Raw genomic sequence first — 13,289 nt, forward strand, 5'->3', positions numbered from 1 at the left:
TGGCGCCGCTCGAAGAGCTGCCGGCGCCGCAGCACCTGACGTTGTCGACGCGCGTGTGGATGGGCGTGCTGCGCACCTACCTCGTCGTCGCGGTAGGTCTCGTGATCGTGAAGGTCGTGCAGATGGCTATCCATTAACGTGCATCGGGCAGACGCAAGTCTGCCCCTTCTCTAGTGCGCACGGCCCCGTCTTTTTCGTGCAAGCGTATGCATACGGGCACGTGACGCGGCTTCTGCTCTCGACATGTCTTCATTTGCGGGGACTTCGATGCTCAGCCACCATGAGATTGGCACGCTGCTAACGCTTGCGAACGGGGAAATGCGGGTACGCACACTGGACCCGAACATGAGGGCATTGCAGAGTCGGAAGCTTGTCGAAACTCAGGAGCGAGCGCCTGACTGGATCACCGTGCGATTAACCGAGGCAGGACGGGCTCTGCTACGGCGCCTGCGGGTCGGGTCGTGATGGTTGACAGTCATTTGAAGCGATACATTTCGTACGCAGTTCGCAGCAGGTATCGGCTCCGGGACCGCGACTCTTCGGCGCGGACGGCCCGAGAGGGCCGCGTTAATGCTCAAGTATCCTGGCGGTCCGAATGGACATGGACAACGGCGTATCTAGCTTCGATTGGTCGACAGGCCCACGAATCTGCGCCCGAATGAAATGAGTGGAAGCGCGGACAGCGCGCCGAGGTACATACTCCGCCGTGCAAGTCAAATGACGCCACGGCGGCGCAGAGCAACGTCAGGTTCATTTGGCGAACGTGGCATAACAGGTCACTCAGTGGCATGAACTGAGAGCGAGCTCCGCCGCACCTTGGCAGGGCGTTTCGGGTTACCGTATCAGGCACCGACGATGAAAAAGCACATTCCACCGATATGCATGGTTTTTGCTCTGGTCTTGGTCATCGCATTCCAGTCCATAAATCAAAACCGTCCGGTTTTCACAACGAACACGACACGGGCTGTTACTGGCGTTTTCGCTGAAAACGCATTGCCGAATGTTGGAATTCACCACTGTTTGGTCTACGGGAAATACTGCCTTAGTAACGCATTACGCAGCCGATGACAGGAAACCGGTACTGAACGTCATGACGCGTATAGACCCTGTTTGCGGGCCGACGCTCGTAGAGGTAAATATTAATCGCCACTAACTCGCGCTTCGCTTGTCAAGCTGACCCAAGTAGTCAGTCCTCTACTGGAATCGAGCCGGTTCCAGGGTTTGTGCTCGGCGTCGGCTACCACGATGCCGTAAGCCCATGAACAGGTATGCGCCACGTCAGCTACTGTGTCGTTGCCCGTCGCTCATTCGCGTGCGTCAATGTAATGACACTCTGCTAACCTGAAAAAAGCCATGGGTAGCTCTGGAACCCGTTACGGCTCGATCACGCAATTCCTTCACTGGTGTACGGCAGTTCTTGACCTCGTCGCATCGTCTACGAGCCAGGCGGACGCGAACGGCGCGTGTATTCGTCCGTCCACGAGATAGACCGGCGATTCCACGAGACGCTTGGATCGTGTGTGTTCATGCTCGCCGTCATGGAACTCGGTGGCAATCCGTGGACTGCAGCGGGATTTTCGTTTCCGTTGTTTGCGGTCGGAGCCATCTTCCCGGCGATGCCATTCCTGTGGACGTCCGGCACCCCGGCGATCGTGCAGTGCGTAGGTCTGAGTACTTTTTGCATTGGCGGCCATCGGGGTGTTCACGTCACTGTTCAATGGCTGGCGCGTCATGAATGACCTCGCTCGAGTGTGGGGCTGGCGCGCCGGACGCAGGAGCTTTCGGGCAGACGTTTGCAAGCATGCGACCAGTGGCGCTGTATTCCGATGAGCCGCAGCGAACGCGACTGCGCGCGGTAGGCTGACGGGGCCAGACAGTTGCAGGCTCCCGATGGGATCTGTTTCACCTGGCCATGCGCCGCCGCGCTGCGGAGATGGCAATCCGTCGAGTCCAACCTTTCATGACGCGTCCGTGCGCAGCTGATCGTCCGAGTGCGGTCAACTGCCTGTGCGGAACCCATGAATTTAGTACGCTTGCCCGCGCCGGACCGCATCCTATACTTCGAGCGCTTCACAGACGCGGCGTTCTTCGCGAATGGCGAGGACACTCCGCTCTGTCCCCAAGCCTCCGTGTTCCTTGACATCAAGATCTTCTGCCTTCGTGAAAAGTATCGTGCGACGCCTGGCAGTTGCGCATCGAAGGCAATGCAGGGGCAATGAAATGATTTGCGATCCATCACATCTTTGCGCGTCCTGCAGTCTTCTGCTGAGTCATCCCGATTTCGATGTGACACACCCTCTGCGCGATGTCGGCGAACCGGCATATCTCGGCAGCATCCGCATCGAGTACTACCGCTGCCCGGGTTGCGGAGCTGAATGGTGCTGTTCATGTAGTCCTTTCGAAAACAGGGACGTTCATTGGACACTTCGCTGACATCGTAGGGCCTGCGGCGTGCCATTGCCCACGTCGCGCTGCTGCTGCAACGGCCGCGGGAGCTCGCATGGCGTTCACAAAAGCCCGCTGGCGAATTACCTCCCAACTGGACATGCGCGTGCCCACGCGTATGGCGCGGCCCGTGTCGATGTAATGCAACAGGCAAAGTGGGTTCCGATGAGTTCCGGTTCGTTTGAGCGGCTGCACCCGGGACGACGCACTGGACTTGTGTGATGACGGACCCGCGGCATGAAGGTTGCGCGCCATATTGCGGGACCGCTATCGGAGTATCAAATGAGACACAGCGTGACAGGGATTATTGTGCTTGCAGCGCTGCTGGCGCTGCTATCGGCTGCTGGATGCAAACGTGCCGACAACACCAGGGCACAGAGCGACACTGGCATGAGCAGTTCGCCTGCTGCGGCGAGCAGCGCTGCCGGCGCCAGTCAATGAGAGATGGCGCGCCGCTTCGGGCGAACGTTCCGCGGTGAGTCCAGCCACGCCAGTCCGAGCGATGAGCCGTCGCTCGGGTCATATGCGGACGGTGAATCAGGCTGGTACAAGTTGCAACGGGGCAGCAGGCCTTACCAGGCCTGAGCGACGCTTGCGGCGATCTATTGGCCGCTCCGGCCCGTGCTAGCCCGTGCGGTTGGCAAGCGTGCTGCGAAGGATTCACTGCGTTCAAAGTGATCCGGTCAGTTGTAACGCCTGCAGAAAACGGTCGCCGTAAGGCGGCTGCGATTGTGACGGACCCGCTCGCGCAAGGCTTGCGCGAGCAATGCCTCGCTGCGGGCCTGCGAAAGGATCATCATTCCGTAGCGCGGATGCGCGCCAGCGAACTCGAGTTCTGCAATCAGTTTCCAGTCCTCATAAAAGCGCGTGCGGTGGATGGCACGCCCTTGCGCGACCATCGCCTGCGCGACGCCCGTGGACTCCAGCAGTTCGAGTGCGCGGGGATTCACGACCTGAGCGCGCGATTCGGTGGCAGCCTGCGGAGCGGCATCGACGATGCGGGTGCGTATGCCCTGGTCAGCAAGAAAAAGTGCGGCCGCGAGACCGACCGGTCCAGCACCGATGACAGGCGTCGTGTCATTCATGGTCCATCTCCGCACGGTCACACCGCCGCGGGCGCGCATTCCATAACGTAATAAAAGCAGGGTCTTTGGCGGCCCTGACACGGGGCGCCCTCTCAATGGCAGCCCATCCAGGACTCATGAGGAGAGTGTCCGGCGCTTCCCGGTTTTGTCGGCGTGACGTTCTGCTCGCAACTATTGATCGCCTTGAACTTCAATGGAGGACGCTCAAGGTCGCTCTTAGGGAAAATGATTCGGCCGGCTAGCGGTGCCCCTTGTAATACGCATCAGCCTTGATCACTTCTACGCCGCGCCAGCCCCAATACACGCGATGCCGACTGATCCGACCGTTCTCAACGTCCATCGCTTCAACAAAGTCCATTTGCTCGCCGTTGGGCGTCGCGCGCGGGTATTCCCATATCAACCGGCGACCGTTCGTGAAATAGCCCTCGCGATGGAAGGAGCGGGCATCAGGCTTACGCGGCGCCGCGCTGTCAAGCAGTGAACGGATTCGCTCGCGCCCTTGAAGGACACCGTCGCTGCCGCCGAGCAGGTGAGGAACGAGTGGGCTTTCGAGTACCGCCTCCGGTGCATAGAGCGCGACCATCGCGTCGAGATCGTCGGTCGACCATGCGAGGTCCCATTGCTGGTAGATACGTTCGATCTCTGCGGCCACATCAGGAGGCAGAGCGGTTCGATTCAGATTGTCGGTCATCGTGAACTCCGGTTGAGCGGCGGCCAGTGCGGCGTTCGGCCGCCGACGTTCATTGATCGCGCCAGTGCCTCATTGCGGCGCTGCCGCGCGCGGAAGAGACTCCAGGGGTCTCGCGTTTCCCGCTGGCAATGGAAACAGGCGCGCATCATCTGATCCTGCCAGCCGCGACTCGCACTGCAAGGAAGGTGCGGAGCGCGTATCTGATGCCGCCGGAGGCCCCGGAAACTTTTGATCCCGGGCATGTGTCGCGAAGCTCTCGCAAGTACGGCCAGTTTGGGTGCGCGTTGAGTGGTGGGTCAGTCGAGACGAACCTGGAAGATGTCGGCCCTTCGAGCCCTTCTTTGCCCGCATTGACCCGGCCCAACACCGGGATAGCAGATATGAGGCTATGCGATTTCATCGGGTCCAGCATGGACGTCCTGGTCGACGACTGGATCGGGCAGATCCGTCCTCCCGGATTGATCTTGCGGCCGGCGACGGACCTGGAAGACTCTGGGTCTGGTGGCGCTAGCCGCCCTTGCCGGACGATGACGCGCCGTACATGGGCGGCGATGCAGGCAGGTAATGAAGATGCTGCGCCACGGACACCGGAACTTAGGGCGAAAGCATACCGACGATGGTAAGTGCGTAGACGATGGCCGCGATCGTTGCCACTATGCGAATCGGTCGCGCAACCGCCGAGTGGCCAACGACGATGTTGAGATAGAACCGGATGCGGAGCAGTCCGAGCAGCAACAGACGGGGCTTCTTCGGAGTGTGCAATCAACGTGCCTTGTCGCGGTCGCTGCAATGGAGCCTTGAATCGAATTCAATGCGGGATCGAGATAGATCATAACGGCGGGACTCCGTATTAAATGTGAAGCGAGCGCGTGAGCCGGCGCAACAGAAAGCAATCGCCATACACATCTTTTCGCGATCAGTGCAGGTCCAGAGACTCTTCAGGGCAGCGGTCACTCCGCCGCCCGCTCGCGTGCGCCGTCCGACACGCCGCCTCCACCAGGCTGCCGGGCTGTCAGGACTGCGGGCAACGACGGGTTCTCCGGTTGCGTGTAACGTGCCTGAATAGCAGCGCGAATGCGCAAACGGCTCTCGCAGGCATCCAGCGAGTCGTCCCGCTCTATCGCACGCGCTTCCGAGGCCAGATCGTCATCGCCGATCTGCTCTTCGAACCAACGCGAATAGTCGCCCTTCAGGCGATGGAATTGCCACGTGTCGACATCGATGCCTTCTGCCAGTTCGATGAAGAGCACCAGGTTATGTGCGCGCAGATTCAGCTTGCCCTGCGCGCCGCGAAAATAAAAACTGCGCTCGGGAATCAGCAAGCCTTCCGCGTATTTGCGGTGATGGCGCCGCTTTTCCTTGTTCCCCGGTTCGAGGCAAACCGCCTGCGGTGCGGCTGCGTCATTGACACGCCACAACAGCGCCTCGCCACGCTTAAGCAGCGCAGTGCCCGTACTTGCCCCTGGTGCCATCGAGGCCGGCAGCGGACGTGCGCTTACCGACGCGAAACTGTGCAGAGCCTCTTCGGCGTCATCGCCCATTGCCAGTACGACGCCGACTTGACGCAAGAATGCCGGCGCGAGCTGGTCGGGCGATACCGTTACGGCCAGCGCGGTTTCGAGCGTTTCGGGGATCGCCTGGCTCGCGCCTTCCCAAGCTGCCGGAAACAGATGATGTGCTTCGTCGAAAACGACCCAGTGCGGACGACCGGTGCGCGTGCGCAGGCGCTGAACGTGCAACAGCAGGTTCGCGCAGAAGACGGGGCGATCCGCCTGCGGCACGCGCAAAAGGTTGACGGCGACTACGGGTCGCGCTGGGCGGGTCAACAACTGCATCAGTTCTTCGACCGAAGGCGCGCTGTGCGTGTCGCCGAGCACGATAGTCATGTCGTCGTTGGCATAATCGCCCTCGGGATCGATCACGCACAACTGGCAGCCCGCGCCTGCGAGCCGCTCCAGCATGCCCGCCGTCACGGTAGACTTGCCGCAACCTGACGGGCCGACCAGCAGTGAGACGCTCCCTTGCAGCGGTAGCCACTCCCGGTTTTTCTCACGGTCTTGCTCGTGGCTCTTCTGATTGTCCTGCAAGGAACAGCGTGTCCCCAGCAGGACGCGACGGCGCGGCGATACGGCGGCGATGGCGCGCAGATCGTCGGCGAGCAGCATCCCGATCAACTCCGCGACGCCCGATCCGGCCGCCTCATGCATCACGGCGTCGGCATGCGTCTTCAATGCGGGCAGCGCGTTTGCGACTGCGATGCTCAGGCCGCATGCGCTGAGCAGGGCGTGATCGTTTTCCGCGTCACCGACACCAACCACGTTCAGCGGCGCCAATTCGAGTTCGTCGAGCGCCGCGTTTAGACCGCTTGCCTTCGAAACACCCGGCGCCAGGATCATCACCGCATCGCCGTTGAAAACGATCTGCAAGCCCAGACCGAGGTCGCGGATCACGTCGAGCGCGACGTGCTCGTGCGGCTTCACCGTCGCGACCAGCGTCTCGCCGATGCTGAACGCGCCGGGCGCGCGCCGCCGCAATTCGGCGACGAAGGCTTCCGGCGGGGCGGGCGAGAGCAGACGATGAGAGCCAGTGGCGGGGCAATAGAGGACGCCTCCGTTCTCGGCCACGACGCGCGAGAAAAGGTCGAGGCGCGGGCAGATCGCGAGAAGATCGTCGAGCTCGCGGCCGCTCGCGAGAACGGCGTGACGGCCCGATGCACGAAGACGTTCGACGGCGTCCCACGTCGAATCGGCGACGCGGCCGTCACTCGCCAGCGTATTGTCGTAGTCGGTGGCAAGCGCAAAGAATTGCATCGGGCCCTCCTGCGGGTCTTGGCGGAGCGCCTGACGATTACTCGTTACCGACGCCCTTTGATACGTCGGCGGCCCTCTGAAATTCCTGCGCGGGCAAATCATCGAGGCGTTACATCACGTCGTCGCACCGTTTGCTCTAGGGGTTTCAATAGGCACTCTTCAGCGCTCTCTGCATATCGAATTCACGAACACGCATCGCGCGTACCTAAACAGCCTCGAGGCACGCTTCGCCCCATCTTCTACTTCACCCAGTTCGCCGCGATAGCGCAAGCGGCCGAGCGGAAGCTTCCCGATCTCCGGGAAAGCGCAGGGCCCATCGAATGGCGCGGTTTCCGGAACCGGGCAACGCTTAGTCGACCGCCAGAAACCGCGCATCGCCGGAAAGGCTGTGTTTCGTACAGCCAGGCCTTGCACATGCGGAACGTCGTTTGCTGATCGAGCGACGTGTCGGCTGAGGGAATCAACCGGCAAGCAACTGAATCGGACAGTCTGACCGCCCGCATCAGAGACATTGGAAAGGAGGGGGTATGAGAATTCAATGTATAGAAATGGCGGAGCTGTCGATAACGCCGACGGTCGAATTCGATTCCGAAGGGCGATTCCTGTGGGTTGTCCGAGTCGCTCGGCGCGCGGACGGGTGTGACCGGTTCATCGAGCGCAAGGGAACGTGTGGCGCTGTCTCGCGTGACGACGCCCTTGATACCGGGCTGGATCAAGGTCAAGCTAGAGCCGTGATGTCCGTGCTGACATGTGCCGGCGCACACGTGCTGGCTCCGCGCGATGGGCAACACCGTTCGGCAATGGCGCGAGTTTGCGTAGATCTGAAGCGCGAGCGCGAGGCACGACATCGCCGCATCGTTGCGGTCTTTTGGGAGCCGGCGGTCGCGGACCGCCTGCCCGTCGTCCTCGCTCCGGCCTTGCCCCCAATGACCGTCGCCATCCGTTGAAGGCGCGGCACAGCCCGTGCTCGATTAGATGTGTCCTTTTCAACGTTTGGGAGAACTAAGTGAAGACGATTAAACGTATTGTCACAGTCACCGCGATTTTGACGTTTCCTGCTGCCGCTTTCGGGCAAGCTGCAGTGTCCACAAGCGATTCCCTGACCCGCGGCCAGGTCGGGCAGGATTTGATTCAGGTGGAGCAGGCGGGTTACGAACCGTCGGCGGGCGACCGGGCGTCTTATCCGCGCGACCTGCAGGCGGCTGAAGCGCGCGTTAGCGCCCAGCAGGTGGGCATCGCGGGCAGCGGCTATGGCGGCGTAAGCGCGGGCTCGTCGGAGTCGGCCGCGAAGCGGGCGCAGCCAATGAACGCCCCCGCTGGAATCAAGCCGGTCCACTTTGGGCACTGACACATAGGCTGTCACCTATACGTGCGCACTGCGGCGGTGCTCGCGCGGCGCAGCGGGCCGGGCAACAGGCCTGGCGCCTCGGTCGTGCCCAAGGCACTTTCGCGAATGAAGGCTGGCCACGCTCAGTGCGAAAAGCAACGCGCCTCGATCCGCAGCCGCGCGGAAGCCTGCTTGGGCGCAAGCGGCTCGAAACCGAGGGGCCGGATCACTTGCCCAGGCGCTCGATCAGCGCGTTGAGCAGTTCGATCGGCAGCGGGAAGACGATGGTGGAGTTCTTGTCGGCGGCGATGGTGGTGAGCGTCTGCAGATAGCGCAGTTGCATGGCCTGCGGCTGCTTCGCGAGGCATTGCGCGGCTTGCAGCAATTTTTCGGACGCCTGCAGTTCGCCTTCCGCGTGAATCACCTTGGCGCGGCGCTCGCGTTCGGCTTCGGCCTGACGGGCAATTGCGCGGATCATCGTTTCGTTCAGGTCCACGTGCTTGATCTCGACGTTCGACACCTTGATGCCCCATGCGTCCGTTTGCGCGTCGAGCACTTTCTGGATGTCGGCGTTCAGTTGCTCGCGCTCGGCGAGCAGGGCGTCGAGTTCGTGTTTGCCGAGCACGGCGCGCAGCGTGGTTTGCGCGAGCTGGCTCGTCGCGTCGATGTAGCGCGCGACCTGAATCACGGCCTTTTCCGGGTCTACCACGCGAAAATAGACCACGGCGTTGACCTTCACCGAAACGTTGTCGCGCGTGATGACGTCCTGCGAAGGCACGTCGAACACGACAGTGCGCAGGTCGATGCGCACCGCCACCTGCACCACGGGAATGATGAGCACGAGGCCCGGCCCCTTGACCTTCCAGAAGCGCCCGAGCATGAACACGACGCCGCGTTCGTACTCCTTGAAGATGCGGATGGACGACAAGGCGATCAGCACCAGCAGCGCGATCAGAAGGCCCGTGAAGCCGAACGTGAAGCCGATCATGAATGTTCTCCCTTCTCGTTTGCCTTGTCGTGTGCCGCGCCGTGCAGCGGGGTCACGGTGAGCGTGAGACCGCTGCGCGAGCTCACTTGCACGCGGCTGCCGGCGGCGAGCGGCGTGGCGCATGCCACGCGCCAACGCTCGCCGTGCACGCGCGCCCAGCCCGTCGACAAAGCTGCGTGGCCGGGCCGCGGGTCGGGGTGCAGGCCCTCGTCGATTACTTCGCCCGTGGCGCCTACCATCGCCTCAGCGCCGGTCACCACGGGCCGGCGCCGCGCGCGCAGCGCCACGCTCGAGACGGTGGCGACGAACGCCGCGCCGCCTAGCGCTAGGCCCGCGATGAGCGGGATGGGGATGCCGTAGCCGGGCGCGCCGGTGTCCATCAGCATGAGCGCGCCGATGGCGAACGCCACGATGCCGCCGAAGCCCAACACGCCAAAGGTCGGCAGAAATGCCTCCGCGATGAGGCATGCGAGCCCGAGCAGCACGAGCCCGAGGCCCGCGTAGTTCACGGGCAGCAGCTGCATGGCGAAGAGGCCCACCAGCAGGCAGGTCGCGCCCGCCACGCCGGGCAGCACGAAGCCTGGGTTGGCGAACTCGAAGAAGAGTCCGTAAATGCCGATGGTCAGCAGAATCAGCGCGACGTTCGGGTCGGCGACGATCGAGAGGAAGCGGTTGCGCCAGTCGGGCGCGACGACTTCGAGCGGCGCGTGCGCGGTGGCGACGCGCAGCGTTCCCGCCGTGGTTGTGACGGTGCGGCCGTCGAGCTGGCGCGCGAGATCGGCGGGGTCCAGCGCGATCAGATCGATCACGTGCTGGTCGCGTGCTTCTTCATCCGAGAGGCTCACAGCCTCGCGCACGGCGCGCTCGCCCCACGCGGCGTTGCGCCCGCGCAGTTGCGCAAGGCCGCGAATGTAGGCGGCGGAGTCGTGCATGACCTTGCGGGCTTCCGTCGATTCGTTGTCGTCGGCGTGCGTGGCCGAGGCGCCGGAGGCGGTCTCGGGAGCGCCTGGCGGGCCGCCTGGAAAACCACCGCCACCGCCACCGCCACCGCCACCGCCACCGCCACCGCCACCGCCACCGCCACCGCCACCGCCACCGCCACCGCCACCGCCACCGCCGCCGCCCACGCCGAGCTGCACCGGCGATGCCGCGCCGAGGTTCGTCCCCGGCGCCATGGCTGCGAAGTGGCTTGCGTAGACGATATAGGTGCCCGCGCTCGCGGCGCGCGCGCCGCCGGGAGCGACGAAGGTCGCTACGGGCACCGGCGAGGCGAGAATCGCCTTGATGATCTGGCGCATCGACGTGTCGAGGCCGCCGGGCGTATCCAGTTCGAGGATCGCAAGCGGCGCGCGCTCGCGCGCGGCTCGCTCCAGCGAGCGGACGATGAAATCGGCGCTGGCGGGCCCGATCGCGCCGTTCACCGTCATGACGACGACGGGGGGGCTCGGTGCCGCGAACGCAGCCGGCACGGCTAGCGCGGCCGCCACAGCGGCCCACGCGACCAGCAAGGCGACGAACACAACGGCGCGAGCAAGCCGCGCGGTGAGCGGATGGTGCGGGTGAGCGTGCGGCGCGTCGTGCACCGCGGCATGCGAGGGGCGATGATCGCGCATCGGAAGTCCGGAAGGTGGCGCACGTTCCGGCTCACAGATGGGGCAAGAGCCGATACCTCAAGATTAGGCGCTTTCCGCCCAAAGCGCGAACCGGCCCGAATGGCGGGAAAACGCGCCGAATGTTGTGCCGCACACGGATTGCACGGCTCCGAAAGCAATGGAGGAATCGGGATTTGGCGCGCCGCGCTGCGGCGCGAACATCTTGCGGCCGGCAAGTCGTTGCTATTGCAACTAAACGGCAAGAGGGCTGCGGAAGCGCACGGACCCATACGGCGACGAGCCCTATGGTCGCGCTTCGCTGCGGCGAGCTTCGAGGACGAACGGGATGTGGCCGCGTACCGCTCGAACGCGGTCGCGCATTTCATGCTTGTGCGCTACCAGGATTCGGTGCGGTGGCCATGGTGAAAGCTACGCGCTCACCCCCGGCGGGGTCTGGACGACCGGCCGGTCACGCGGGAACTGCGTGGCGTTGCGCAAGCCTATGACCGCGCACGCGCATTTCTGGCTGCGCCGGGATCACGGCCCGATGCGGCGCGCACGGATGCCTCCCGAATCGAGGCACGGCTGGGCGCCGCATAAAACCCGACCGCTCGATGCGGCCGCGTGTTACTTCTCGTCCCTCGTTTGTACGGGCAGGGACGCTTGCTGCAGTCAGGCGCGGATTAGTACCAGCGGCGCTGAGCTTCTGCGAGCAGTTCGCAGTATTCGAGGTGACGGTTCAGCGCTTCGGCGCCAAGACGACGCAGTGCAGCCAGAACTTGAGTCAGTTTTTCGACGATTGCACCCATGATTTCCTCTTTGCTAGGGTTAGTGCCTAAGGGATAACCCTTATTATAGAGATTTCAGGGCAGAATGCAAGGCGCGGGGAGCTAAGTGTGCGGTGCAGCAACACTTTTGATTCGCCCCTTATTGTCGTGTTAGCCGGCCCCGCCAACGCGACACCATGAAGCTCGCACACTCGCTCGTCGCCGCCGCACTTGCGGCCCTCGTTGCCGTTCCTGCGTTCTCGTTCGCCCAGTCGAGCCAACCGGTGACCCGTGCCGAAGTGAAGGCCGAACTCGTGCAACTCCAGAAGGCCGGCTACAACCGCGCCAGCGACAACACGCGATCCCCCGCGAACCTGCTGTTACCATGTGCTTGCGTGGCTACGCGGCTCACGCGAACGCTTTCACGTTCGAGTTCAAGGCGCATCCATGCGCATCAAGGCGCACTTCGCGCCCACACCCCGAAGCTCGCACGAGGTCAACATGCCGGGAACCCAGATCCCCACTTCCGCTCGTCCGCGCATGATCCTGTTCAGCGCGCGCCAGTACGACGTCGATACGTTCGCCGAGGCGAACAGCGCTTTCGAATATGAATTGCACTACCAGGAATCGCATCTCGACGCCGATACCGCCGTGATTGCCGATGGCTACGAGGTGGTGTGCCCTTTCGTCAACGATACGGTCGACGCCGCCACGCTCGAGCGCCTCCACAAGGGCGGCACGCGCCTCGTGGCGCTGCGCTCGGCAGGCTTCAATCACGTCGATCTGGCAGCGGCGCAGCGTCTTGGCATCACCGTCGCGAGAGTGCCCGCCTATTCGCCGCATGCGGTGGCCGAGCATGCCGTCGGGCTGATCCTCGCGCTCAACCGCAAGCTGCCGCGAGCCGTGTCGCGCACGCGCGAAGGCGACTTCTCGCTTGCCGGGCTGCTCGGTTTCGATCTGCATGGCAAGACGGCCGGCGTGATCGGCACGGGCATCATCGGCCGGTGTTTCGCGCGCATCATGGCAGGCTTCGGCATGCAGGTTCTCGCCCATGATCCCGGCCCGCCGGCCGCAGACTTGCTGGCGTTCGGCGCGCGTTACGTGCCGCTCGATACGTTGCTAGCGCAGTCCGACGTAGTGAGTCTGCATTGCCCGCTCGTGCCCGCAACCCGGCATCTGATCGACCGGCACGCGCTCGCGAAGATGAAGCGCGGCGCCATGCTCATCAATACCGGCCGCGGCGGCCTGGTGGAAAGCACCGCGCTCGTCGATGCGCTCAAGAGCGGCCAGTTGGGGCATCTCGGCCTCGACGTGTACGAGGAGGAAGGCGGCCTGTTCTTCGAGGACCACTCGGATGCGCCGCTGCAGGACGACGTGCTCGCGCGTCTCCTGATGTTTCCGAACGTGATCGTCACGTCGCACCAGGCGTTCTTCACGCGCGAGGCGATGAACGAGATCGCGCAAACGACGCTGCGCAACGTGGAGGCCTGGCGCAGCGGTTCGCCAGTCAACCTCGTGGACGCGCCGCACGGCTAGCGCGCAGCGCGCACGGCAACACATAAAAGCGAAGCGGGGCGCGCAAGC

Annotated in this window: 9 protein-coding genes and 1 pseudogene; 4 read left to right on the top strand and 6 right to left on the bottom strand. The window is 63.5% G+C overall.

From position 1 onward, the window contains the following. Positions 1-1,541: 1,541 nt before the first annotated feature. Positions 1,542-1,722 (top strand): annotated as a pseudogene (locus tag AB3X99_RS14815) (VIT1/CCC1 transporter family protein); the annotation flags it as partial. Between the two features lie 1,406 nt (positions 1,723-3,128). Here AB3X99_RS14815 and AB3X99_RS14820 read toward each other — a convergent pair. The 3 genes from AB3X99_RS14820 to AB3X99_RS14830 all read right to left on the bottom strand — a co-directional run bounded on the left by AB3X99_RS14820 (position 3,129) and on the right by AB3X99_RS14830 (position 7,031). After that, on the bottom strand, positions 3,129-3,530 hold the full coding sequence (locus AB3X99_RS14820) for an FAD-dependent oxidoreductase (protein WP_368617352.1): 402 nt from the start codon (positions 3,528-3,530) through the stop codon (positions 3,129-3,131). Between the two features lie 238 nt (positions 3,531-3,768). Continuing rightward, a complete protein-coding gene (locus tag AB3X99_RS14825; RefSeq protein WP_342948338.1) occupies positions 3,769-4,221 on the bottom strand; it encodes a nuclear transport factor 2 family protein in 453 nt (150 codons plus the stop codon). Positions 4,222-5,171: 950 nt separating this feature from the next. After that, positions 5,172-7,031, bottom strand: coding sequence for an HAD hydrolase family protein (locus tag AB3X99_RS14830; protein WP_368617353.1), 1,860 nt, complete (start codon positions 7,029-7,031; stop codon positions 5,172-5,174). A gap of 1,006 nt (positions 7,032-8,037) precedes the next feature. On the opposite strand from AB3X99_RS14830, the gene AB3X99_RS14835 reads away from it, so the two are divergent. Beyond that, positions 8,038-8,379 (top strand): DUF4148 domain-containing protein, encoded by a 342-nt coding sequence (locus tag AB3X99_RS14835; RefSeq protein ID WP_368617354.1) that lies wholly within the window; start codon positions 8,038-8,040, stop codon positions 8,377-8,379. 205 nt (positions 8,380-8,584) lie between these two features. Here the strand turns inward: AB3X99_RS14835 and AB3X99_RS14840 are convergent, their stop codons facing one another. The 3 genes from AB3X99_RS14840 to AB3X99_RS14850 all read right to left on the bottom strand — a co-directional run bounded on the left by AB3X99_RS14840 (position 8,585) and on the right by AB3X99_RS14850 (position 11,747). Then, positions 8,585-9,346 carry a slipin family protein gene (locus AB3X99_RS14840; RefSeq protein ID WP_069262378.1) on the bottom strand — a complete coding sequence of 254 codons (762 nt, stop codon included), beginning with the start codon at positions 9,344-9,346 and terminating at the stop codon, positions 8,585-8,587. After that, positions 9,343-10,959: a nodulation protein NfeD gene (locus tag AB3X99_RS14845; protein WP_368617355.1), complete on the bottom strand. Its 1,617-nt coding sequence runs from the start codon at positions 10,957-10,959 to the stop codon at positions 9,343-9,345. Before AB3X99_RS14845 ends, AB3X99_RS14840 begins: the two co-directional genes overlap by 4 nt. A gap of 662 nt (positions 10,960-11,621) precedes the next feature. Next, a complete protein-coding gene (locus AB3X99_RS14850; protein WP_256094506.1) occupies positions 11,622-11,747 on the bottom strand; it encodes a hypothetical protein in 126 nt (41 codons plus the stop codon). Between the two features lie 155 nt (positions 11,748-11,902). On the opposite strand from AB3X99_RS14850, the gene AB3X99_RS14855 reads away from it, so the two are divergent. Together AB3X99_RS14855 and AB3X99_RS14860 are read left to right on the top strand one after the other, a co-directional pair. After that, positions 11,903-12,316, top strand: a complete 414-nt coding sequence (locus AB3X99_RS14855) for a DUF4148 domain-containing protein (protein ID WP_342948333.1) — start codon at positions 11,903-11,905, stop codon at positions 12,314-12,316. Continuing rightward, on the top strand, positions 12,207-13,241 hold the full coding sequence (locus AB3X99_RS14860; protein ID WP_368617356.1) for a 2-hydroxyacid dehydrogenase: 1,035 nt from the start codon (positions 12,207-12,209) through the stop codon (positions 13,239-13,241). Before AB3X99_RS14855 ends, AB3X99_RS14860 begins: the two co-directional genes overlap by 110 nt. Positions 13,242-13,289: the final 48 nt, after the last annotated feature.

Origin of the sequence: Paraburkholderia sp. BR10882 (assembly GCF_040948855.1) — a bacterium.
GTDB lineage: Bacteria > Pseudomonadota > Gammaproteobacteria > Burkholderiales > Burkholderiaceae > Paraburkholderia > Paraburkholderia nodosa_A.

What these genes read in the sequence shown, in the direction of transcription:
- AB3X99_RS14840 (WP_069262378.1), bottom strand. Translation starts at nt 9,346, where the DNA reads ATGATCGGCTTCACGTTCGGCTTCACGGGCCTTCTGATCGCGCTGCTG.
- AB3X99_RS14845 (WP_368617355.1), bottom strand. Translation starts at nt 10,959, where the DNA reads ATGCGCGATCATCGCCCCTCGCATGCCGCGGTGCACGACGCGCCGCAC.
- AB3X99_RS14825 (WP_342948338.1), bottom strand. Translation starts at nt 4,221, where the DNA reads ATGACCGACAATCTGAATCGAACCGCTCTGCCTCCTGATGTGGCCGCA.
- AB3X99_RS14855 (WP_342948333.1), top strand. Translation starts at nt 11,903, where the DNA reads ATGAAGCTCGCACACTCGCTCGTCGCCGCCGCACTTGCGGCCCTCGTT.
- AB3X99_RS14820 (WP_368617352.1), bottom strand. Translation starts at nt 3,530, where the DNA reads ATGAATGACACGACGCCTGTCATCGGTGCTGGACCGGTCGGTCTCGCG.
- AB3X99_RS14830 (WP_368617353.1), bottom strand. Translation starts at nt 7,031, where the DNA reads ATGCAATTCTTTGCGCTTGCCACCGACTACGACAATACGCTGGCGAGT.
- AB3X99_RS14850 (WP_256094506.1), bottom strand. Translation starts at nt 11,747, where the DNA reads ATGGGTGCAATCGTCGAAAAACTGACTCAAGTTCTGGCTGCACTGCGT.
- AB3X99_RS14860 (WP_368617356.1), top strand. Translation starts at nt 12,207, where the DNA reads ATGCCGGGAACCCAGATCCCCACTTCCGCTCGTCCGCGCATGATCCTG.